23 protein-coding genes are annotated in these 20,866 nt (G+C 68.0%); 11 read left to right on the top strand and 12 right to left on the bottom strand.

Annotated elements, in window-relative coordinates; all coding sequences use genetic code 11:
• From J7U37_RS13680 to J7U37_RS13670, 3 genes are all read right to left on the bottom strand, one after another.
• Positions 1–127 (bottom strand): GTP-binding protein (locus tag J7U37_RS13680; protein WP_247636066.1); only part of this gene is annotated, 127 nt, incomplete at its 3' end.
• Between the two features lie 144 nt (positions 128–271).
• Positions 272–733 (bottom strand): tellurite resistance TerB family protein, encoded by a 462-nt coding sequence (locus J7U37_RS13675; RefSeq protein WP_247636065.1) that lies wholly within the window; start codon positions 731–733, stop codon positions 272–274.
• A 119-nt stretch (positions 734–852) separates the two neighbouring features.
• Positions 853–1,296: a DMT family transporter gene (locus J7U37_RS13670; RefSeq protein WP_056182964.1), complete on the bottom strand. Its 444-nt coding sequence runs from the start codon at positions 1,294–1,296 to the stop codon at positions 853–855.
• A gap of 194 nt (positions 1,297–1,490) precedes the next feature.
• Between J7U37_RS13670 and J7U37_RS13665 the strand changes: the two genes are divergently transcribed.
• A complete protein-coding gene (locus tag J7U37_RS13665) occupies positions 1,491–2,111 on the top strand; it encodes a biliverdin-producing heme oxygenase (RefSeq protein WP_247636059.1) in 621 nt (206 codons plus the stop codon).
• Positions 2,112–2,175: 64 nt separating this feature from the next.
• On the opposite strand, the gene J7U37_RS13660 is transcribed toward J7U37_RS13665, so the two are convergent.
• The 7 genes from J7U37_RS13660 to J7U37_RS13630 form a co-directional block, all read right to left on the bottom strand.
• Positions 2,176–4,737 (bottom strand): HWE histidine kinase domain-containing protein, encoded by a 2,562-nt coding sequence (locus J7U37_RS13660; protein WP_247636058.1) that lies wholly within the window; start codon positions 4,735–4,737, stop codon positions 2,176–2,178.
• Between the two features lie 208 nt (positions 4,738–4,945).
• Complete coding sequence (locus J7U37_RS13655; protein WP_056182956.1) at positions 4,946–5,227, bottom strand: hypothetical protein; 282 nt, start codon at positions 5,225–5,227, stop codon at positions 4,946–4,948.
• Between the two features lie 22 nt (positions 5,228–5,249).
• On the bottom strand, positions 5,250–7,331 hold the full coding sequence (locus tag J7U37_RS13650) for a hypothetical protein (protein ID WP_247636057.1): 2,082 nt from the start codon (positions 7,329–7,331) through the stop codon (positions 5,250–5,252).
• 65 nt (positions 7,332–7,396) lie between these two features.
• Complete coding sequence (locus J7U37_RS13645; RefSeq protein WP_247636056.1) at positions 7,397–9,220, bottom strand: ATP-binding cassette domain-containing protein; 1,824 nt, start codon at positions 9,218–9,220, stop codon at positions 7,397–7,399.
• A gap of 56 nt (positions 9,221–9,276) precedes the next feature.
• On the bottom strand, positions 9,277–9,504 hold the full coding sequence (locus J7U37_RS13640; protein WP_056480471.1) for a hypothetical protein: 228 nt from the start codon (positions 9,502–9,504) through the stop codon (positions 9,277–9,279).
• 101 nt (positions 9,505–9,605) lie between these two features.
• Positions 9,606–9,920 (bottom strand): polyhydroxyalkanoic acid system family protein, encoded by a 315-nt coding sequence (locus J7U37_RS13635; protein ID WP_055951202.1) that lies wholly within the window; start codon positions 9,918–9,920, stop codon positions 9,606–9,608.
• Between the two features lie 125 nt (positions 9,921–10,045).
• Complete coding sequence (locus tag J7U37_RS13630; protein ID WP_056182943.1) at positions 10,046–10,402, bottom strand: septal ring lytic transglycosylase RlpA family protein; 357 nt, start codon at positions 10,400–10,402, stop codon at positions 10,046–10,048.
• A 602-nt stretch (positions 10,403–11,004) separates the two neighbouring features.
• On the opposite strand from J7U37_RS13630, the gene J7U37_RS13625 reads away from it, so the two are divergent.
• A complete protein-coding gene (locus J7U37_RS13625) occupies positions 11,005–12,198 on the top strand; it encodes a site-specific DNA-methyltransferase (RefSeq protein ID WP_280138732.1) in 1,194 nt (397 codons plus the stop codon).
• A 70-nt stretch (positions 12,199–12,268) separates the two neighbouring features.
• Here J7U37_RS13625 and mutY read toward each other — a convergent pair whose 3' ends face one another.
• The gene (gene mutY / locus J7U37_RS13620) at positions 12,269–13,582 is read right to left on the bottom strand and encodes an A/G-specific adenine glycosylase (protein ID WP_247636055.1); all 1,314 of its coding nucleotides are present in this window, start codon (positions 13,580–13,582) and stop codon (positions 12,269–12,271) included.
• Between the two features lie 224 nt (positions 13,583–13,806).
• Here mutY and J7U37_RS13615 point away from each other — a divergent pair, with 224 nt between their 5' ends.
• From J7U37_RS13615 to J7U37_RS13575, 9 genes are all read left to right on the top strand, one after another.
• Complete coding sequence (locus J7U37_RS13615; RefSeq protein WP_247636054.1) at positions 13,807–14,292, top strand: DciA family protein; 486 nt, start codon at positions 13,807–13,809, stop codon at positions 14,290–14,292.
• 138 nt (positions 14,293–14,430) lie between these two features.
• Positions 14,431–15,084 (top strand): thioredoxin domain-containing protein, encoded by a 654-nt coding sequence (locus J7U37_RS13610; protein WP_056182939.1) that lies wholly within the window; start codon positions 14,431–14,433, stop codon positions 15,082–15,084.
• A gap of 193 nt (positions 15,085–15,277) precedes the next feature.
• Positions 15,278–15,652 (top strand): AtpZ/AtpI family protein, encoded by a 375-nt coding sequence (locus J7U37_RS13605; RefSeq protein WP_056182936.1) that lies wholly within the window; start codon positions 15,278–15,280, stop codon positions 15,650–15,652.
• A 121-nt stretch (positions 15,653–15,773) separates the two neighbouring features.
• On the top strand, positions 15,774–16,529 hold the full coding sequence (locus tag J7U37_RS13600; protein WP_056182933.1) for a F0F1 ATP synthase subunit A: 756 nt from the start codon (positions 15,774–15,776) through the stop codon (positions 16,527–16,529).
• A 93-nt stretch (positions 16,530–16,622) separates the two neighbouring features.
• On the top strand, positions 16,623–16,850 hold the full coding sequence (locus J7U37_RS13595) for a F0F1 ATP synthase subunit C (protein ID WP_018044493.1): 228 nt from the start codon (positions 16,623–16,625) through the stop codon (positions 16,848–16,850).
• A gap of 91 nt (positions 16,851–16,941) precedes the next feature.
• Positions 16,942–17,505 (top strand): ATP synthase subunit B, encoded by a 564-nt coding sequence (locus J7U37_RS13590; protein WP_056182929.1) that lies wholly within the window; start codon positions 16,942–16,944, stop codon positions 17,503–17,505.
• A gap of 95 nt (positions 17,506–17,600) precedes the next feature.
• A complete protein-coding gene (locus tag J7U37_RS13585) occupies positions 17,601–18,086 on the top strand; it encodes an ATP F0F1 synthase subunit B (protein ID WP_200940927.1) in 486 nt (161 codons plus the stop codon).
• Between the two features lie 173 nt (positions 18,087–18,259).
• On the top strand, positions 18,260–19,186 hold the full coding sequence (locus J7U37_RS13580) for an ABC transporter ATP-binding protein (protein ID WP_247636053.1): 927 nt from the start codon (positions 18,260–18,262) through the stop codon (positions 19,184–19,186).
• Positions 19,183–19,944, top strand: a complete 762-nt coding sequence (locus J7U37_RS13575) for an ABC transporter permease (RefSeq protein ID WP_247636052.1) — start codon at positions 19,183–19,185, stop codon at positions 19,942–19,944. Before J7U37_RS13580 ends, J7U37_RS13575 begins: the two co-directional genes overlap by 4 nt.
• A gap of 17 nt (positions 19,945–19,961) precedes the next feature.
• On the opposite strand, the gene J7U37_RS13570 is transcribed toward J7U37_RS13575, so the two are convergent.
• Complete coding sequence (locus tag J7U37_RS13570) at positions 19,962–20,726, bottom strand: alpha/beta hydrolase (protein ID WP_056480454.1); 765 nt, start codon at positions 20,724–20,726, stop codon at positions 19,962–19,964.
• Between the last annotated feature and the right edge of the window lie 140 nt (positions 20,727–20,866).

Below are 20,866 nucleotides of genomic sequence, written 5' to 3'. Positions count from 1 at the left end.
TCGCACCGCCCGACTCCGCCAGAACCTTGGTGATCGCCGCCGTCAGAGACGTCTTGCCGTGATCAACGTGACCGATCGTGCCGATGTTGCAGTGCGGCTTCGTACGCGCGAATTTCTCTTTGGCCATCGTCTCTTTCCTGCGGCAAGCTCACACGAGCGGTCGCCCGGGCTGTCGCTCGACGCGATGTCGAGCCGGGCGAAAGACGGTGGCTCGCTTAGAGGCTTGCCGTCCTTTGATCAAGGGCTTTGCCAAATTCGGGCCGGCCGCGCTCTACGGAACCGGGCGCCGTACCGGCGATGCGGCGAGGAGCGCGGCCTTGTCGAGGCCGAGTGCCGCGGCGATCTCGTCCAGGGCCCGCGCCTCCACGTCGACGATTCCATCGAGGTCGGCCACATCCGCGGCGATGAGGAAGGTCGCCTCGCGGTCCTCCTGCCCCCGGCCCTCGATGGCGGCGACGAGGCGCAGGTTTTCGGCCCGGCCGGCCCGCGTCCTGGCCCGGGCGATCCCGTCATAAAGTTCGCTTTCCAGCATCAGCCGGTCGTAGCCCTTCTCGAGGATCGGGTTGGCCTGCATGCCCGCCAACGCCATGTCGAACTCCTCGCTCGCGACTTCCCCGTCGGCCACGATCACGTTGGCGGCGGCCGAGACCATGGCCTGCATCAACGCCTTGTCACCCGCATAGGCCGCCACGGTCTGGCTGAACCGGCTGACGAGATCCTGGAAAATGGTCATGGCAGCCTTGGCAGCGGTCGGGTCGGTGAGAATGGGGGCGTCGACGTAGCGGAGAGGCTTTGCCGGTCCGGCGCCGGATGACAAGCGGGGCGAACGATTCCGGGTCCTGTGCGACGGGGTCAAAACATCGCCACCAGGGCGATCCCGGCGATCATCAGCAGGCCTCCGAGGAGGCGCCAGACGGTCACGCCGTGCTGCTCGAACCCGATCCAGCCGAAATGATCGAGGAGCATCGACGTCACGACTCCGGCCGTCACCAGGAGACCGAAATAGGGCGCGGCCCCGATGGTCTGGGCTACGAAGAGCTGGGACAGGATGAGGAGCGCCCCCAGGGTGCCGCCGAGCCAGGCCCAGGGCGGCACGGACCGGATCTCGTCGACGGTCGGCAGGGCGAAGCGGCCAAGCATCAGGCCGACCACCAGCAGGGTCCCGGCGCCGACCAGCGAAACAACGATGGCCGCCGCGAAGGGCTGCCCCAGGGATTTCGACAGGGTCGCGTTGGTTCCCGACTGGACCGCGTTGGCGATGCCGGCCACGAGGGCGAAGCCATAGAGGAGCCACATGGGGAATCCTGGAGAATCCTGGGCGGGAAAATGGGCGAGGAAACGGACGATGAAGTGCGTGGTGAACGGGCGTGGATGTCACCGTGATCCTGTGATCGATCCTTGGCGGCGGCGTCGGATCGTCTAAGACCGTCGGGACCATCCGGCGCAGCGGGCCCGATGGCGAAGAATCGGGCTACCTGGGGGATCTGGGCATGGACGAGGGACAGGTGCCGTTCGCGGTGCATGCGATGCCGGAGCCGGGGGAGCGCCGTGTGGCCGAGCCACGCGATCTCCGCTTCGTGCTTCGTGACGCGACGGACGCGGCCCATCGTCGCCTCGATGCGGGGTTTGCCGCTCACGACCTGACGCGCCGTGCGGATTACGTCGCCTTCCTGTCGGCGATGTCCGGTCCCTTCTGGCAGATCGAGGGATGGCTCGACGGGATCGAGGCCGCGTTCCTGCCGACCGACTGGCCCGTGCGCCGCCGCTTTCGCGAGCTTCGCGCCGACCTGGAAGGTCTGGGGCTTGCATTCGATCCCGCCGCAGGCGCCGAATCCGGAGCCGAGAGGCCGTCTGAGGAGGAGGCGCCGGGTCTGCTCTACGTTCTGGAGGGATCGCGCCTCGGCGGTCAGGTCCTGCTGCGACAAGTCGTGACCAGCATCGATCCGCAGGTTCGGGCGAATGCCCGCTTCCTGAGCCATGGCGAGGGCCAGCGCCTGTGGCCGAGCTTCGCCGCCTGGTTGGGAGCCCGCCCCGCGGAAGGGCACGAGGCCGCTATTCGGGGCGCGCATCGCGCCTTCGCGCTGTTCGCAGCGGCGCAATCTACGGGATAGACCATCGCTCTGCCGGCTCTGCGCCGCGGCGGCCGACGCATCGGCGATGCTGGGCCGCAAGATGTCACTGCCTTCCGGGAAGAGACGCCAGGGCCCGGCGCAGGGTGTCGGCCGTATAGGGCTTCTTGATCATCATCACGGCGCCGAGTTCGGGCGGGATGCGGAAGCTCTCGCCGTAGCCCGTGGCGAAGACGAACGGAATTCCGGAGGCCAGCAGGCGACGCGCGACCGGTAGGCTCGTCTCCGATCCGAGATTGACGTCCAGAAGCGCAAAGCTGGGGCGCGCCGCCTCGATCTGCCGCAGAGCCTCGTGGACGGAGCCTGCCATGTCGATGGCCGATGCCCCGAGAGAGGCCAGGATCTCCTCAGCCTCGAGGGCGATGATCATGTTGTCCTCGACCACCAGAACCGTGCCCGACAGGGTGATGGGATCGAGGTCCAGCATGGATTCGCGACCCGGCGCCGCCTGGGGCTGTGCAATCGGGGCCGGGCGCACATAGCGCGCCGGCACTGCGAAGCGCCCGCGCAGACCGGTCAACGCGTAGCTGATCTCCGCCTCGCCCTTCAGCTCGTACGGGATCGAGCGCTCGATCAGCGTCGTGCCGAAGCCGCGTCGGCTCGGCGGTTTCACCGGCGGGCCGCCGCTCTCGCACCAATGGATGACGAGGCAGTCCGACGGATCGCGCTCCCACGTCACGTCCACCTGCCCGGCGGCCTCCGACAGGGCGCCGTACTTCGCCGAATTGGTCATCAGTTCGTGGATGACCAGAGCGAGGGTGGAGAACGCCTGAGGTTCGAGGAGGACGTCGGTTCCCTCCAGGCGAACCCGGACCGCCTGCTGGTTGAGGTAGGCTTCGGCCTCGAGGGTGATCAGGTCGCGCAGCGAGCCCGGTCCCCAGTTCGTGGTGGTGATCTGGTCGTGTGCACGCGCGAGAGCCTGGATGCGCTCCCCGATCACGCTGGAAAACTCCTCGACGCTGGTCGCCCGCGATCGGCTCTGGGCGACGATGCCGCGGATGAGGTTCAGGATGTTGCGGACCCGATGGTTAAGTTCCGCGATCAGCAGCTCCTGGCGCTCTTGCGCGGTCTTGCGCTCCTTCTCGGCCGAATCGGTGAGCCGCAGGATGACTTCGAGCAGCGTGATCCGCAGCGCCTCGGCGATGCGCAGGTCCGCCGCGCTCCAGGGCGCGGACTGGCCGCGCACGACTTCGGTCCAGGCCTCGAAGCTCTTGCGGGGGGTGAGACGCAGGCCGTTCGGGCCGAGCGATGCGGGCTTTTCCGGATTGCCGGCCCAGGTCACCGTCCGGGCGATCTCGGTCCGGAAGAACACCAGGAAGTCGCGCGGCGCTCGCGAGATCGGAATCGCCAGGAGACCGGCCGCCCGTTCGGTGTAGTCGGCAGCCGGCGGATGGACCGCACCGATTTCTTGCGTCGCGAAGGCCCGGCTGGTGGCGGTCCGGTTGAGGAAGCGGACCAGGCCGGTGAATTCCTCCGCCGTCGGGGTCGCACCCCGCAGGGTGATCTGCCCGTTCACCCACACTCCGATGCCGTCGCAGGTGACGATGCCGGCAATGTCGTCGAGGAAGTCGGTGATATTCTCCAGGCTGGTGCCGCCGGAGGCGAGGGCGCCCATGAGGCGATCGTGCAGGGCACGGGAACTTCCCTCGTAAGCCGCCTCCGCCTCGCGCTCCCGACTCTCGAGAATCAGCGAGAACATCTGGCCGAACAGCTCGGCGCCGGTCCTGCGCTCCAGGGAGATGTGGCGCGGTTCGGTATGGTGGCAGGCGAACAGGCCCCAGAGCTTGCCGCCCCGCAGGATCGACACCGACAGGGAGGCCGCCACCCCCATGTTGCGCAGGTATTCGAGGTGGATCGGAGACACCGTCCGCAGCGTGCTCATCGACAGGTCGAGCGGGCGCCCGTGCGGGTCGCGCTGCGGCAGCACGGCGACCGGCTCGGCATCGACATCGGCGATGATGCGCAGCCAGTTGCGCTCGTAGAGGGCGCGCGCCTGCTTCGGGATGTCAGAGGCCGGGTAATGCAGTCCAAGATAGGGATCCAGGCTGGACCGCGCGGATTCGGCGATGACCACGCCCGAGCCATCGGGATCGAAGCGGTAGACCATCACCCGGTCGAAGCCGGTCAGCGCGCGCATCTGGCGCGCGGCCTCGCGGCAGAAGGGATCGAATCCGATGGTCTGCTGCAGCCGCCCGACCATGCTGCGGACGAGGTTGCCGGCGTTGAGATGCTCGCTGACGCTCGGCTCCATCTCCATGACGATGGCCCCATCGGAGAGGTGCAGGGCGATGTCGTAGGGTGTGCCGCCCGGTCGCAGGGGGGTGCCGAAGATCCGGTCGATGGCGTCGGGTCCGCGCAGGGCCTGCAGATGGCCGCGGATCAGGTGGATCGTCTCCCCGTCGATCAGGTCGGACAGGGGAAGTCCGAGGAGATCCGGCTCCAACAGACCGAGACGGACGGCCGCGTTCTCCGACGCGCGAACCACGATCCAGTCCGACGAGACGGCGATCAGGAAACCGAAGGGCTGAACCGCACCCAGGATGTGGATCGGCTCACGGTCGCAGGATGACAGATCCAGGGGCTGGGTTCGTTCTGCGTGATCCGTCATCAGGTCTGGTGTGCTGGGGGCCGCTGGTACCGGAGGGTGGCGCGCCCCGGGAACAACGACAGAACACCGGGAAAGTCCCGTCGATTGTCGGGGACCGGACGCAAATCCTTCGCAAATGTGACGGTCAGGCAACGCTTGCACCGAAAAGAGCAACGCATGTCCCGAAGCGAAAAGGGTTCGTCCAGCGGGAAAGACCGGGTGCGGCCGGTCATGGCCGTTCGCCGCTGCCGTGCAGAACGGCCGCGACCAAAGTCGTGCCGATCAGGTAGGCCGCAAGCGCAAGCGCCGCGCTCTCGACCCAGAAGCCGGCACGGCCCGGAACCAGGCCGAAGACCGCGATGCCGGCGGCGGCTGCGACGACCGCGACCAGAACCACCGCGATCCCGCGGGCCATCGGCGTTCGGGGAAGTCCCGTCAGCCAACCGACGGCGGCTCCGAGAAGGGCGCTGGCGACCAGCACGGGCCACAGCAACGTCATCAGAAGGGGCACGGATTCTGCCTCGCGTCGCGCGTCATGACCGGTTCGCGATTCCCACGCCCTCGGCGGCGGGCCGTACTGTCCCGCCCGCTGCGATCGCCACCTGGTCCGGTCGCAAGCCGGCCTGAAGCAGGTAGTCGACGATCGCCAGGGCCCGCTGCTGGGCGAGGTCCGGCCCCGGTTCCGCCGTTGCTGCCGGCTTCGCGTCGGTCTGACCCGGCGCGCGTTTGGCCGAGTCGGTTTTCGGCGCGGTCTTTGGTGCCGTCTTCGGGGCGGTCTTGGCGAGGGACTTGTCCTTCGAGTCCTGCTTGTCCGAGCCCTTGTCACCCGGCCTCTTGACGGTCTCCGGCTTTTCCAAACGCGTGGCTTCCAGGGACGCGGTGCTTTCCACCGCCGATTCGACAGTGGGCTTGTCGACTGCAGTCTTGTCGAGGGTGGAATTGGCGACAGCAGTCTTGGCCGATGCCGCGGGGTCGCTCGGATCGCCATGGCCGGTGATGAGGAGCCGTAGGGTCGGGCAAGTCTTCGCCAACGCGGCGATCGCATCGAGACGTGGATAGAAGGCCGGTTTCAGCGTGGCGCTTCCCGGCGAGAACACAGGGCCCGGGCCGGCCGCGCCGGCGTCGAACGCGGTCACGCAGGCCTCGGGGGTCCGGACCGCTGTCGCCCCGGGGGAGGTCAGCGTGGTCTCGGCATTCCAGCCCTGCGGCATCGCCGCCGACAGATCGACCGCGATGCGGCGGGCACCCTGCGGGTAAAGGCTCTCGCCCGTCAGGGTCACGGAGCGGTCGGCGATGCGGGCCTCGCCCTTGGCCAGGAGCGTGAAGGAGCCCGCGGTAACCTGAAGCGCGCGGGCGAGTTCGGCCGGCGCCCCCTGTCCCAGGCGGGTCCTGTCGATCAGGCGTTCGCGAAACAGCCGCGCCCGCAAGGTGCCGAGCAGCGCCTCCCGGGTTGCGGTATCCGGAAGGTGCCCGGTCAGGGTGACGCTGTCTCCATCCCGCCGCATCGCTACCCGATAGGGCGAGAGCGGACGTGTGGTCAGGGCCACGTCGCCGCGCGCGAGGCCGGCGGGCAATCCGGTGCGCAGCAGGGTGTCGATCTCGGGGATCGCCTGCGCGTCCATGGCGACTCCGCTGAGCGAGACGCGCGCCTCGGCCACGGTGACGCTGCCCTCCTGCATCAGGCCAGCGAGCTGCAGCGCCACGCGCGCCATCGCGGCCGCATCGATCTCCGGCGGGAGTCCGCGCGCGTTGCGCATCCGGTCCATGACTTGGCCGTTCTCCGCTGCGGCCGCCGCTTCGCCGCGAATCTCGGCGCGCACCGCGTCCGACACCACGTAGCCGGACAGGTCCAGTCCGCCTTCGGCGGAGCGCGTCACGACGAAGCGGAAGTTGGGAATCATAGCCGGTAGAATCGCGATCCGGCCGAGGCTGTAGCCCATCGGCAGATCGGTGAGGGCTGCTCTCAGGGCCTCGTCGTCCGACACCGACGCCGCCTCTCCGAGGATGGAAAGCCGCGTGTCCTCCAGCATGATCCGGCTGCCGGGCGTGAGGGCACGCAGGCGGGCCAGGGCGTAGGTGGCGGCGGCGGTGAAGTCCGGCGGGCCCCCGAGGGCGGCATGGGCCTGGTCTCGCAGGGGTGTTCCCGGCTCCAGCGCCGGGGCGAGTTGCTCGGCCAAGGCTCCAACCCCGATCTCGGCCGGGCGCGATCCCGTCAGGTCGACCCCGTCCCGGCTTCGCGTCGCGATCCAGACGAAGGGCGAGGCCAGCGCCACCAATCCGACCGGCCCGACCAGACGCCGAACGCCGGGGAGGGCGGCGAGGCGCCGGTGCGCGGTGTCGCGGGTCGCGGCATCGGCCGCCTCACCGTTGAGGATGAGGTCGCGCCCGGCGACCGCGACGCGCAACCACGGCTCCGCACCGGGTTCGGCCGTCGCCCGCGCGATCGCATCGGCCTCCGCGCCGAGGCGATCCTCGACGCGCGGCGTGATCCAGGCGGCGGAGACGCCCAGGATCGCTGCGAGCCCGGGCAGACCGACGGCCCAGCCGAGGCGACGGCATCGGTCGCGAAATGGAGAGGCGGCGGACACGTCGGACCCCGGTGGCAGGTGGCGCATGGAAGCGGGCGCACGTCGATGGTATTCCACAGGCGCATCGCGGCATCATGAAGGCCGATGGCCGCTCATGCGTCGCGCAGCATCTCCAGTTCGAGCCATCGGTCCTCGGCTTTCGCGAGTTCGGTCTCGGCGACCCTGAGGAGGTCCGAAGCCTTCGCGAAGCGTGCCGGGTCGCGGGCATAGAGGCCCGAATCGGCCAGAACCTCGCGCAGCTTGCCGATATCCGCCTCGAGCTTCTTCATCCGGTCCGGTAGGGTCTTCAACTCGTGCTGGTCCTTGAAGCCGAGCTTCGACTTGCCGGCCGACGTCCCAATCTCCGGGGTCTTCGCACGGTCTCGCGCATCCCCGCGCGACTCAACCTTTCCGGCACGCTGCGCGACGGCGCGGGCCTGCACGCCCTCCCCGCGCTGGGCGATCATGTCGGTGTAGCCGCCGGCATATTCGACCCAGGCCCCCTCCCCCTCGCTGACGAGAACGCTCCCGACGACGCGGTCGAGAAAGTCTCGGTCGTGGCTCACCAGGATCAGCGTGCCGGAATAATCCGCCAGCATCTCCTGCAGGAGGTCGAGGGTCTCCAGGTCGAGGTCGTTGGTGGGCTCGTCGAGGACGAGGAGGTTGGCGGGCTGGGCGAGCGCGCGGGCGATGAGCAGGCGGTTGCGCTCGCCGCCCGAAAGCACGCTCACCGGAGTGCGTGCCTGCTCCGGGGCGAACAGGAAGTCCTTGAGGTAGCCGATGACGTGGCGGCTGACGCCGCCGACGATCACCGAATCGCCGCTACCGCCGGTCAGGACCTCGGTGACCGTCATGCTCGGCTCCAGCACGGCGCGAGCTTGGTCGAGGAGCATCATCTTGAGGTTGGTGCCGAGCGCCACCGTGCCCGAATCCGGCGGTACCTGCCCGGTGAGCAGGTTGATCAGGGTGGTCTTTCCGGCCCCGTTGGCGCCCACGATGCCGAGGCGGTCGCCGCGCATCACCCGCAGCGACAGATCGTCGACGATCCGGCGTTCTCCGTAGGCCTTGGCCGCGTGCTTGGCCTCGATCACCAGGGCACCGGAGCTCTCGGCCTCGGTCGAGGTCATGGTGGCGGTGCCCACGGGGCGCCGGTCGTCGCGACGCTCCTTGCGCAGCGCATGCAGGTTGCCGAGCCGGCGCACGTTGCGCTTGCGCCGCGCGGTGACGCCGTAGCGCAGCCAGTGCTCCTCGTCGGCGATCTTGCGCTCGAGCTTGTGGCGGTCGCGCTCCTCCTCCTCGAAGAAGGCGTCGCGCCAGGCCTCGAAGGTGGAGAAGCCCTGCTCGATACGCCGGGTCACACCGCGGTCGAGCCAGATCGTGGTCTTCGACAGGGCTGAGAGGAACCGCCGGTCGTGGCTGATCAGCACCAGGGCGCCACGCACGCTCTTGAGTTCGGATTCGAGCCACTCGATGGCCGGCAGGTCGAGGTGGTTGGTGGGCTCGTCGAGGAGCAGGATGTCGGGCTCGGGGGCCAGGGCCTGGGCCAGGGCGACGCGGCGTCCTTCGCCGCCCGACAGGCTGCGCGGGTTCTCTGCGCCGGTGAGGCCCAGGCTCTCCAGCAGGTAGCGGGCGCGATAGGCGTCGTCGTCGTGGTTGAGCCCGGATTCGACGAAATCGAGGGTCGTCTCGAAGCCCGAGAAGTCCGGCTCTTGAGCCAGGTACCGGATGGTGGTGCCTGGCTGAATGAAGCGTTTGCCCTTGTCGGGCTCGACGAGCCCGGCGGCGATCTTCATCAGGGTCGACTTGCCCGAGCCGTTACGCCCGACGAGGCAGGTGCGTTCGCCGGGCGAGATTGCGAGTTCGGCGCGCTCGATCAGCGGCGTTCCGCCGAAGGTGAGCGCGACGTCTTGGAGGGTGAGGAGCGGAGGAGCGGCCATGGGGCCGGCTTATGGCAGCGACAGCGCCTCCGAACAAACCCGCAATCCGGGCGGGCTCACATCGTCGGGTTGGCGGGACCGGTCGGCATCGGGTCCGGGGCGATGGCGGGGCCGATATCCGGATCGTTGACCGGGATCTCGGTGGGCGTCACGTCCGGGGCCTCGGTGGGCGTCGTACCCGGCACGTCGGTGCCGGGGGTGTCGGGGCCGGGCGCCGGTGTCTGGGGGGCCTCGTAGGGCGTCTCAGGCACCGGGGCTTCCGGGATCGGGCCGGGGTTCGACATCGCTTAGCGCCTCTCAGAGCCTCAGGAACGGACCGGTGGAACAGTCCGCCCCGGAGGGAGGTTCCGAGCGGCGGCGGCCCGCCTTCACTTCCCGCTCGCCGTCACTTCTTGGTCAGGAGCAGATTGCCCTCGCTGCCGAGCTTCTTCTGGATCTGCTGTGCGAACAGGGCCAGCAGCAGGGGCAGCCGGACCTCGACCCGCACGGTCTCGGGGCGGACATCCACCTGCCCGTCGACCTTCTGGCCCAGGGCCGCCATGGCGAAGTCGAGCCGGTCGTTGGTCCAGGCCATCTTTTCGACGGCGACACCCGCCTTGGCGAACAGCCCGTCCGCCTGGGTGATGCCATCCGCGATGCGCCGGCGGGCCTCGGCCAGGCCGAGTTCATGAGGGATTTCGACGATCAGCGGCTTTGCCATGGGGTTCTGAGCTCTCGGTTCTGCCGGCGAGATGGGGCCGGCTGGTCCATCTCACAACGCCGACCGGCCCGATAAGCTCAGTTCTCCACGAGCCCAGGTCATCACGAGCTCAGTTCATCACGCGCTTAGTTCACCACGCTCAAGGCGACATAGGTCGTGCCGCCCATCCCGAGCGCACGGGCCGAGCCCCGGGCAAGATCGATGATTCGACCGCGCACGAAGGGGCCGCGATCGTTGATGCGTACCACCACGGAGCGGCCATTGCGCTTGTTCTCGACCCGGACTCGGGTGCCGAACGGCAGGCTGCGGTGGGCGGCCGTCATCCCGTTCGGATTGAAGCGCTCGCCGTTCGCCGTCCGGTGCCCGCTCGCATACCAGGACGCGGCGCCGCTCTGGGCGCTGGCTGGTTGAACGGCGGCGAGTGTCACGACGGTCCCGATGATGGCAGCGGCCCCACGAACAGGCTTGATAGTCATCCGCATTCCCTTTGTTGTTTCGGATGGCCGGCAAAATGAAGCGGAACGGGGCCAAAATGAGACCGGCGAAATGTGGCCTCAGGTGCCTTGTTTGAGGCTATAACGATTTCTTGATCTCCAGTTGTGTGCGGCGATATTGTCGAATAACCGCGCGGATTCCAATGATGCGGAGGCCTTGCTGTCGCATAGATCACGCCGGTGAAAATGGGCTGTGACGGGCCCTCCGGTACAACGTTGGGCTGCGACAGAACGAAACTACCGATGCGCTGAGCGAAACCCTGTCCTGCAGGCGATCGTAGCGGGCGGACGGAGAGAATTTTTCTCCCGATCGAGCGAGAGGTGAATCCGCCGGCCCGAGCGGGTCTTCCGACGGGCCGAGATCAGGCGTGGCGTCAAGCGAGCCGTTGCCTGAGGTTGACGTGCGATGACATTGGATCTGCAAAGCCGATATTTGCAGTGACCGCCGGAATAGCCTGCTTCTGCGCGGAACGACCAACCCGGCAAAAATTGCAGCCCCAAATCGAGACGTCTTGTCGGGATGCCGGCAACCCGGCCTTTACGTTAACGGGGCCAAGGTCTGCCGGTCAGTCGCGTAACCGGTGTTTGCCATGGCTTCCCTGCGTACCGCGGTCGCCGACACCGCCGCCCGGAAAAGTGTCTCGCGTGCCGGGCGGCTCGTGTCAGCGCCGCGGATGGGTCTCGTACCCCCCGCTCAGCGTCTTCCCCTCGACGAGATTCTCGTCGGCGATTGCATCGCGGCCATGAACGCCCTTCCGGCGTCCAGCGTCGACTGCGTCTTTGCCGACCCGCCCTACAATCTCCAGCTCGGAGAGGGCTCGCTGCTGCGTCCCGACCAAAGCCGCGTCGACGCCGTCGACGACGACTGGGACAAGTTCTCGACCTTCGCCGCCTACGATGCCTTCACCCATGCGTGGCTCGCCGCCGCGCGCCGGGTGATGAAGCCGAACGCCACCCTGTGGGTCATCGGCTCCTATCACAACATCTTCCGGGTCGGCGCCACGCTGCAGGACCTCGGCTTCTGGATTCTCAACGACATCGTCTGGCGCAAGGCCAACCCGATGCCGAACTTCCGAGGCAAGCGCTTCACCAATGCGCACGAGACCCTGATCTGGGCCTCCCGCTCGGCGGACTCGAAGGGCTACACCTTTCACTACGAGGCGCTGAAGGGCGGCAACGACGACGTCCAGATGCGCTCGGACTGGTTCATCCCGCTCTGCACCGGCGACGAACGCCTGAAGGGCGCTGACGGTCAGAAGGTCCACCCGACCCAGAAGCCGGAGGCGCTGCTCGCCCGCACCCTCCTGTCGGCGACCAACCCCGGCGACGTGGTGCTCGATCCGTTCTTCGGCACCGGCACCACCGGCGCCGTCGCCAAGCGTCTCGGCCGCCGCTTCATCGGCATCGAGCGTGAGACGGCCTATGCGCAAGCCGCCCGCGCCCGCATCGATGCCGTCGAGCCGCTGTCGCAGGCGGCCCTTCTGGTGGCGCCGAGCAAGCGCGCCGAGCCGCGCGTGGCCTTCCTCAGCGTCATCGAGGCGGGGCATATCCGTCCCGGCGAAACCCTTACCGACGCGCGCGGCCGCCACAGCGCCATCGTGCGCCCCGACGGAACCCTGATGGCCGGGCCGGCCACGGGCTCGATCCACAAGATCGGCGCCCTGGTGCAAGGCTTCCCCGCCTGCAACGGCTGGGATTTCTGGCACGCCACCCGCGACGGCAAGCCGGTCCTCATCGACGTGTTCCGGGCCAAGATGCGCATCGCCATGGGTTCGGCGGCTTGAGCCGCGCTCGCGTTTGTCAGGGATCGGTGGAAACCGGTTATCCCGACGAGACAAGCGAAAACGAAAAACTCTAACGCGTCCGGGGTCGTCCGCGCTTGCGCGGACCGACCGGGGGTGCCGCGTCGGCCGGTGCCTCGAACCCACCCATCTCGTCGTCGATGTCCCGCGGCGGCGCCGGTGCCGGGCGTGGGGTCGGCTTCGGCACGGGACGGAAGCGCGGCTGAGGCGGTATCGATTCCGGCTCGGGGTCGGCGAAGAGCGGTGTGTCCGGCACGCTCCGCATCGCCTTCGGCCGACCGGGCTTGGCGGCCTTCTCCGGCTCGGGCTTCGGGTCGAAGGCGTGCGCCAGCACCTTCTTCATCACGCCCGGCAAGGGCTCGTCGTCGAGGTCGCGGCGCGGCGTGAAACGCATGCCGGCGGGCGCCGCCGTGCTGAGTGCGACCTTCGCGCAGAACACCGTCAGCTCAAGGGGGAAATGCGTGAAGCCGTGCCGCACCAGCCCCGGCAGGCGCTTCCAGCGGGCATCCAGCGGCGCGTCGAGGAGGGCCTGGGCCGGGTCGTAATCCGGCTCCCACGGGCTCATGGGCGGCTCGGCCATGGCTCCCAGCAGGCCCTCGGGGGGACGGGTACGCAGCAGGATCGCCTCGTCGCCGCTGCGGATCGCCACGAAGGCTGCGCCCCGTCGCAGCGTGCCCTTCACCGCCTTCACCTTGCGGGGGAAGGTCTCCTGCAGGCCGAGGGTGCGGGCGCGGCACGGCGCCATCCAGGGGCAGAGGGCGCAAGCCGGACGCTTCGGCGTGCAGATGGTGGCACCGAGATCCATCACGGCCTGGGCAAAGTCGCCGGGGCGGTCCGACGGCACCAGAGCCTGGGTGACGAGACGGATTTCGGGGCGGGCCGCGGGCAGCGTCGTCTCGATGGCGAAGAGCCGCGTCATCACCCGCTCGACATTCCCGTCTACCGCCGCTTCCGGCCGGTCGAAGGCGATCGCCGCCACGGCGCCCGCCGTATAGGCGCCGATGCCGGGAAGCTTGCGCAGGGCCGCCGCCGTGTCGGGGAACCGGCCGGCGGCCGCTACCGCCTTGGCGCAGGCGTGCAGGTTGCGGGCGCGGGAATAATAGCCGAGCCCGGCCCAGGCCGACATCACGCTCTCTTCCGGCGCCTCCGCCAGGGCTTCCACCGTGGGAAACCGCTCCAGGAACTTCTGAAAATACGGCTTCACCGCCGCAATCGTGGTCTGCTGCAGCATCACCTCCGACAGCCAGACCCGGTAAGGGTCGGGTGTCTCACTCGGCAGCGCCCGCCACGGCAGGACCCGACGATGCCGGTCGTACCAGGTCAGAAGGTCCGCGGCCTCGGGGGCGAGAGGTGTTGTGTGGGACACGGGCACCGGCGCGTGGTGGGGATGCCCGTCCATAGCCGTCCGGCCGGACGCTTCAAAGCGCGCATTCGGCGAAGCGGCTTCGAGTGGTGCGGCTTCGAGCGGTGCGCCTTCGAGCGAAGCCGCTCGGAGGAATGCGGCTTCGGCCCGCCGGAACCGCATGCTAACCATTGAACGCGATACCGGAGTCTCGGACCCGTCGCGAACCGACCCACGGAACCCTGCGCATGGCGCGTGTCAAACCCCTTGCCGAGTTGCTGGAGGGCTGCATCGGCCCGGCCTTCGCGGCGCAAGGATTCGCCTCCACCGATATCCTGGCCGCTTGGCCCGAGATCGTCGGGGAGCGGCTGGCGCGCTACTGCCAGCCCTCCAAGCTCGAATGGCCGCGCCGGCGTCGGCGCGAGGAGGAGGGTCGTTCCGATCCCGGCACCCTCGTGGTCCGGGTGGAGGGCGTGTTCGCCCTCGAATTGCAGCATCTCGCGCCGGTGGTGATCCAGCGCATCAACGCGCATTACGGCTGGGCCTGCATCGGCAAGATCGTGATGCGCCAGGGCCGGGTGGACCGGATCGGGCGCCGGCCACCGCCCCCGGTGATCGACCCCGTTCGCCGCGGCGAAGTGGCGCTCGCCGTGCAGGTGATCGAGCACGATGCCCTGCGCGATGCGCTCGATCGTCTCGGGACCGCGATCATCGCGACCACCCACAAGCGCTAGTCGACGCATCCGGTTTCGCGCGCGTTGGCGCATGCTCCTGCGCGCGAGTTGGCGCATGCTGCCTTGTCAGGACGCTTGCGGGATTCTACCGCATCGCTGACGAACAGATTTGGTCCGCGACCGGAGCCCGCCCCGAGCATGATCACCCGACGCGACGCCCTGAAAGCCACCGGCCTTGCCGTCGGCGCGGCGATCCTCCTGCCCCGGTTCACCCTCCCGGCCGTGGCCGAGGATGCGAACCTCTCGACCCTGATGGAGCCCGGCCCGCTCGGAGACGTCTGGCTCGGACCGAAGGACGCCAAGGTGACGATCATCGAATATGCCTCGATGACCTGCTCGCATTGCGCCGCCTTCCACAAGAACACCTGGCCGGCCCTGAAGGAGCGCTACATCGACACCGGCAAGGTGCGCTTCACGCTCCGGGAATTTCCCCTCGACCCTCTGGCGACGGCGGCCTTCATGCTGGCGCGCTGCGACGGGGATGCGAAATACTATCCCATTACGGACCTGCTGTTCGACCAGCAGGCGGGCTGGGCCTACGTCCAGAAGCCGCAATCGCCCGTCGATGCCCTGGAGCAGATGCTGCGCCAGGCGGGCTTCTCGAAGGAGAAGTTCGAGGCCTGCTTGAAGGATCAGAAGATCTACGGAGCCGTCAACGCGGTGAAGCAGAAGGGCATGGACACCTTCAAGGTCGATTCGACGCCGACCTTCTTCATCAATGGCGAGCGCTTCAAGGGCGAGATGACCATCGACGGGATGGAAAAGGTGATCAAGCCGCTCCTCGGCGCCTGATCACCCACCGGCTCCCGGCTTTTGCGAACGCCTGGGGGCGGATCGGTAAAACACGAATTTCTCGTGTGTTGCCAGGACCTTACGCTGTGTCGAGGGTGCCTTGACACCCAAGGTAGGCGAAACTATGGTGCGCCCCGCCTGACGGAGGCGTTCCGACCGGTTCCCAACCCTCTCGCCAATGTGAGTTTTCGCCGTGAGCGGCAACGAAACAGGGGACGAAGGCGGGGACGGACGGAAGAAAGCACTGGACGCCGACCTCTCCCAGAGGCTCAAACGTCTTGAGACGCAGATTGAGCGGAAGCGGCCCAGTGCCCCTCCCGGTCATTCCACGCGTCCCGGTCCCGCGACCGGGCCTTCTCCTCTCGGCCAAGCGATGCGGCTCTCGACCGAGTTCATCGCGGGCGTCCTGGCCGGGGGCATTCTCGGCTGGATGTTCGATCATTTCCTCGGGACGAAACCCTGGGGGCTGATCGTCCTGCTGATGCTGGGCTTCGCGACCGGCGTCTACAACGTCATGCGTGCCGCGGGATCGCTCTCGAAGGCGCCGACGACGGAACGGGACCCTTGAGTGGTCCCGATGGGGAACGCCGCACGCGCGGCCGGACCAGGGTTTTTCAGAATGCCGCTTCGGCGGCACCGGTGGTGGCGGGTCGTCTGGCTCGCCAAGGTTCAGAAGGGCGGGAGCGGCAATGGCCGTAAAGATGGATCCGATCCACCAGTTTGAGCTCAAGCCGCTGGTCTCCTTCGGTCATATCGGTAACCAGGAGATCGCGTTCACGCAGTCCGCGCTCTACATGTTCGCCGCCGTCGGGATCATCGCGCTGATCACCGTGGTGGCTACATCCCGCCGCTCGGTGGTGCCGGGCCGCATGCAGTCGATGGCCGAGATCTTCTACGAGTTCATCGGCTCGACCCTGCGCCAATCCGCAGGCCACGGTTCCGAGCGGTTCATGCCGCTGATCTTTTCGCTCTTCATGTTCGTGCTCGTGCTGAACATGCTCGGCATGATCCCCTACGCCTTCGCGGTGACCAGCCACATCATCGTCACCTTCGCGCTGGCGCTGCTCGTGATCGGCACCGTCATCGTGTACGGCTTCATGGCCCACGGCACGAAATTCCTGAAGGTCTTCGTGCCCTCCGGCGTGCCCGGCTGGCTGCTGCCGATGATCGTCGCCATCGAGATCGTGTCGTTCATCTCGCGCCCGATCAGCCTCGCGGTTCGTCTCTTCGCCAACGTGCTCGCGGGCCACATCGCGCTGAAGATCTTCGCGGGCTTCGTCCCGGCCCTGCTCGCGGCCGGTGCCTGGGGTGCGATTTCGCCGCTGCCGCTGGCGCTCAGCGTCGCCGTCACGGCCCTTGAATTCCTCGTCGCCGGTCTGCAGGCCTACGTCTTCGCGACGCTCGCCTCGATCTATCTCAGCGACGCGCTGCATCCCGGCCACTAAGGCGCCGGGACGCCATCCCCTTCCGTCCCCGGTTCGCGATCGCGGCCGGATTTCTCTCCACGCAACGACGATACGGACACCAGGAGCAATTTGATGGATCCCTTAGCTGCCAAGTACATCGGTGCCGGCCTCGCCTGTCTCGGTATGGCGGGCGCCGCCATCGGCCTCGGCAACCTCTTCGGCCAGTTCTACGCCGGCGCGCTCCGCAACCCCTCGGCCGCCGACGGCCAGCGCGGCAACCTGCTCCTTGGCTTCGCGCTCACGGAAGCGCTCGGCATCTTCTCGCTGCTCGTCGCGCTGCTGCTCCTGTTCGCCGTCTAGTCGAAGCGAACCGATATCGGACCGGACGCGGCGTCCCCGAGGGGATGCGATACGCGTCCGGTCCTGACCAACTCATTTTCCGAAGGACGTCATGGCTCAGCCGGCGCACCCAACCGCAACACAGGATGGTTTCATGGCGACTCCGCCTGCAGAGCACGGCGGCGGCTTTCCGCCCTTCGAGAGCCATACCTTCGCATCGCAGCTGATCTGGCTCGCCCTGGCCTTCGGGCTGCTCTATTACCTGATGGACAAGATCGCCCTGCCGCGCATCCAGGCGATCCTGCATGATCGCGCGGTGCGCCTGTCGGGTGACCTCGACGAAGCCCAGCGCCTGAAGGCCGAGGCGGACACCGCCGGAGCCGCATACGAGAAATCCTTGAGCGACGCGCAGGCCAAGGCGCAGGCCATCGCCCTCGAGACCCGCACCGCCCTCACGCAGGAAGCCGAGACCAAGCGCAAGGCGCTCGAGGCCGAGCTCAATGCCCGCATCGCCGCCTCCGAGGCGACGCTGCGGACCCGGACCACCGAGGCCATGGGCAATGTCCGCGGAATCGCCGGCGAGACGGCTTCGGCCATCGTCGAGCGCCTCACCGGCCGCAGCCCCGACGAGGCCTCCCTCGCCAGGGCCCTCGACAGCGTCGCGTTCCCGCACTGAGGCGGACCGCCAAACCAAACCTCACCGGCCGAGCCTGAGGGTCCTCCGACCCGGGCTCACCCGCCGGACGCCACCACGTTGGGACGACGAGCATGTTGTTGGAAGCCGAGTTCTGGGTCGCAGTCGCCTTCGTGCTGTTCATGGCCCTGGTCTGGAAGGTCGGCGGCTTCAACCAGGTCACCAAGGGCCTCGACGGCCGCGCCAAGCGCGTCCGGCACGAACTCGACGAGGCTCGTCGGCTTCGTGAAGAGGCTGCCGGCGTGCTCGCCGATTACAAGAAGCGCCGCTCGGAGGCCGAGCGCGAGGCCGAGGCGATCGTGGCGTCCGCCCGCGAGGAGGCCCAGCGCATCGCCGAGGAGGGCCATGCCCGCCTGAACGACTTCATCGCCCGCCGGACGAAGTCGGCCGAGACCAAGATTGCCCAGGCTGAGGTTCAGGCTACCGCCCAGGTCCGTGCCGCCGCCGCCGACGCGGCCGTGAAGGTCTCCGAGGTGATCCTGCGCGAGCGCATGCAGGGCGAAGCCGCCGAAGGTCTGGTCCGCCAGAGCCTTGGCGAGGTCCGGAACCGCCTCCAGGCCTGAGGTCGCATCCCCGATGCCGGGTCTTTCCCGCACCGGGCATCGGCACACCGATCCTCTGCGACATCGCAGAAGCCGCCGCGAGGCGGCTTTTTCGTTTTCCGGGCGCCTGCCCGTCGGCGGCATGCTATAGCGCCGGCCCGATCGTGCCGGCGCCACGCCGCAGCGGAGTCCCGATGCAGCCGATCATCTCGATCCAGAACCTGTCGAAGGTTTACGCCTCCGGCCTGAAGGCCCTCGACGGCATCAGCCTCGACATCGCCGAGGGCGAGATCTTCGCGCTTCTCGGCCCCAACGGCGCCGGCAAGACCACGCTGATCAGCACCGTCTGCGGCATCGTCACCGCCAGCGAGGGGCGCATCCTGGCGGCTGGGCACGACATTGCCCGGGATTACCGCAAGGCGCGCCGCCTCATCGGCCTCGTGCCACAGGAACTCACCACCGACGCCTTCGAGACGGTGTGGGCCACCACGAGCTTCAGTCGCGGCCTCAACGGCCTCAAGCCCGATCCGGCCCATATCGAGCGGGTGCTGCGGGACCTCTCCCTGTGGGAGAAGCGCGACGCGCGGATCATGACCCTGTCCGGTGGGATGAAGCGGCGCGTTCTCATCGCCAAGGCGCTGAGCCACGAGCCGCGCATCCTCTTTCTCGACGAGCCGACGGCGGGCGTCGACGTGGAATTGCGGCGGGACATGTGGCGGCTCGTCCGGTCCCTGCGCGATACGGGCGTCACCATCATCCTCACCACGCATTACATCGACGAGGCCGAAGAGATGGCCGACCGCATCGGCGTGATCCGCAAGGGACAGATCATCCTGGTCGAGGAGAAGGCGGAGCTGATGCGCAAGCTCGGCAAGAAGCAGATGACCCTGAACCTGCAGGAACCGCTCACCGCGCTTCCCGACTCCCTGGCCCGCCACGATCTCACCCTCAAGCCGGGCGGCCAGGACCTCGTCTACACCTACGACACCAAGGGCGAGCGCACCGGCATCACGGCGTTGCTGGCGGACCTGGCCCAGGCCGGCATCCGATTCCGCGATCTCCAGACCAGCCAGTCGTCGCTGGAGGAAATCTTCGTCGACCTCGTGAAGGAGCGCGCATGAACTGGTATGCGGTCCGTGCCATCTACGGCTTCGAGATGGCCCGCTTCTGGCGCACGGCGCTGCAGAGCATCGTCGCCCCGGTCATCGCCACCTCGCTCTACTTCGTGGTGTTCGGGGCGGCCATCGGCTCACGCGTCGCCTCGGTCGACGGCGTCGCCTACGGGGCGTTCATCGTGCCCGGGCTGATGATGCTGTCGCTGCTCACGCAGAGCATCGCCAACGCCTCCTTCGGCATCTACTTCCCGCGCTTCGCCGGCACGATCTACGAAATCCTGTCGGCGCCTGTGTCACCGCTGGAAATCGTCTTGGGCTATGTCGGCGCAGCGGCCTCGAAGTCGATTCTGATCGGCCTGATCATTCTTGCCACCGCCACCCTGTTCGTGCCCCTGCGCATCGAGCATCCGTTCGTGATGGTGCTGTTCCTGCTCCTGACGGCGGTGACCTTCAGCCTGTTCGGCTTTCTGATCGGCCTCTGGGCCGACGGCTTCGAGAAGCTGCAGTTGGTGCCACTCCTCATCGTCACCCCGCTGACCTTCCTGGGCGGCAGCTTCTACGCCATCGAGATGCTGCCGCCGTTCTGGCGGGCGGTGAGCCTCGCCAATCCGGTGGTCTACCTGATCAGCGGCTTCCGCTGGTCGTTCTTCGGCACCTCGGATGTCGGCGTCGGCGTCAGCTTCGCCATGGCGCTGGTCTTCCTGGCCCTGTGCCTTGCGGGCGTGACCTGGATCTTCCGGACCGGCTATCGTCTCAAGAGCTGAGGTCCGGCGGCACCCGGTCAGGGCCGCTGCTTGAGAAAATCGAGGACGCCGGCCCGATGGCCCCGGTCACCCACCGCCGTACTATGATCGCGGTTCTGCAGTTCGAGCGCGGTGGCGTTCGGCAGGAGAGCGACCAGAGCCGGGCCGGAACCCGAGACCGTATCGAGGGTGCCGGTGGTGACCAGGGTCGGCGCGCGGATCTCCGCGACCTCGGCCCGCGATAGGGCTTGGCGCGAGCCGCGCATGCAGGCGGCCAGGGCGCGCAGGTCGCTCTTCGTCTGCTCGGCGAAGGTTCGAAAGGCGGCGGCGGTCGGGTTCGGGGCCGGCGCACCGGGCTCCGCCTCCAGGGCTTCGGCGATGCCGTCCGGAAGCCCCCTGCCCTCGACCAGGTGGAGGCCGAGACCGCCCAGCAACAGCGAGCGCACCCGCTCCGGCGCGTCGAGGGCGAGGAAGGCGGCGATGCGCGCACCCATCGAGTAGCCCATCACGTCGGCCCGGGCGACGCCGAGATGGTCGAGCAGGCGGCGCGCGTCCTGGGCCATGAGGTCGGCCCCGTAGAGATCCGGGTCGTAGAGCTTCTGGCTCTCGCCATGGCCGCGGTTGTCGAACGCGATGGTGCGGTAGCCGGCCTGGGTCAGCGTCCGTACCCACAGGGTATTGACCCAGTTCACCGCATGATTCGAGGCGAAGCCGTGGATCAGCAACACCGGATCGCCGGTGCCGCCCTCGGCCGGCACGTCGATATACGCGATCGCGACACCATCGGAATCGAAGCTCTGCATGGGCTCGGGCCTTATCGGTCGGGGCATGGTGCCTGCCTCCTTGGACCGTGCGGCGCCCTGACGAAAGCCCCGCGATGCTGCTCGCCGGAAAATCTCAACGGCAGATGTCTCTGCCGGACCGCCTCGTTCAAACAGAAAGC

This window comes from Methylobacterium sp. 37f (assembly GCF_023093475.1).
GTDB lineage: Bacteria > Pseudomonadota > Alphaproteobacteria > Rhizobiales > Beijerinckiaceae > Methylobacterium.
This window is presented reverse-complemented; position numbering and strand designations above follow the sequence as displayed.

What these genes read in the sequence shown, in the direction of transcription:
- J7U37_RS13665 (WP_247636059.1), top strand. Translation starts at nt 1,491, where the DNA reads ATGGACGAGGGACAGGTGCCGTTCGCGGTGCATGCGATGCCGGAGCCG.
- J7U37_RS13575 (WP_247636052.1), top strand. Translation starts at nt 19,183, where the DNA reads ATGAACTGGTATGCGGTCCGTGCCATCTACGGCTTCGAGATGGCCCGC.
- J7U37_RS13635 (WP_055951202.1), bottom strand. Translation starts at nt 9,920, where the DNA reads ATGGCAAAGCCGCTGATCGTCGAAATCCCTCATGAACTCGGCCTGGCC.
- J7U37_RS13630 (WP_056182943.1), bottom strand. Translation starts at nt 10,402, where the DNA reads ATGCGGATGACTATCAAGCCTGTTCGTGGGGCCGCTGCCATCATCGGG.
- J7U37_RS13595 (WP_018044493.1), top strand. Translation starts at nt 16,623, where the DNA reads ATGGATCCCTTAGCTGCCAAGTACATCGGTGCCGGCCTCGCCTGTCTC.
- J7U37_RS13640 (WP_056480471.1), bottom strand. Translation starts at nt 9,504, where the DNA reads ATGTCGAACCCCGGCCCGATCCCGGAAGCCCCGGTGCCTGAGACGCCC.
- J7U37_RS13670 (WP_056182964.1), bottom strand. Translation starts at nt 1,296, where the DNA reads ATGTGGCTCCTCTATGGCTTCGCCCTCGTGGCCGGCATCGCCAACGCG.
- J7U37_RS13580 (WP_247636053.1), top strand. Translation starts at nt 18,260, where the DNA reads ATGCAGCCGATCATCTCGATCCAGAACCTGTCGAAGGTTTACGCCTCC.
- J7U37_RS13570 (WP_056480454.1), bottom strand. Translation starts at nt 20,726, where the DNA reads ATGCAGAGCTTCGATTCCGATGGTGTCGCGATCGCGTATATCGACGTG.
- J7U37_RS13600 (WP_056182933.1), top strand. Translation starts at nt 15,774, where the DNA reads ATGGCCGTAAAGATGGATCCGATCCACCAGTTTGAGCTCAAGCCGCTG.
- J7U37_RS13675 (WP_247636065.1), bottom strand. Translation starts at nt 733, where the DNA reads ATGACCATTTTCCAGGATCTCGTCAGCCGGTTCAGCCAGACCGTGGCG.
- J7U37_RS13610 (WP_056182939.1), top strand. Translation starts at nt 14,431, where the DNA reads ATGATCACCCGACGCGACGCCCTGAAAGCCACCGGCCTTGCCGTCGGC.
- J7U37_RS13660 (WP_247636058.1), bottom strand. Translation starts at nt 4,737, where the DNA reads ATGACGGATCACGCAGAACGAACCCAGCCCCTGGATCTGTCATCCTGC.
- J7U37_RS13625 (WP_280138732.1), top strand. Translation starts at nt 11,005, where the DNA reads ATGGCTTCCCTGCGTACCGCGGTCGCCGACACCGCCGCCCGGAAAAGT.
- J7U37_RS13645 (WP_247636056.1), bottom strand. Translation starts at nt 9,220, where the DNA reads ATGGCCGCTCCTCCGCTCCTCACCCTCCAAGACGTCGCGCTCACCTTC.
- J7U37_RS13615 (WP_247636054.1), top strand. Translation starts at nt 13,807, where the DNA reads ATGGCGCGTGTCAAACCCCTTGCCGAGTTGCTGGAGGGCTGCATCGGC.
- J7U37_RS13590 (WP_056182929.1), top strand. Translation starts at nt 16,942, where the DNA reads ATGGCTCAGCCGGCGCACCCAACCGCAACACAGGATGGTTTCATGGCG.
- J7U37_RS13650 (WP_247636057.1), bottom strand. Translation starts at nt 7,331, where the DNA reads ATGCGCCACCTGCCACCGGGGTCCGACGTGTCCGCCGCCTCTCCATTT.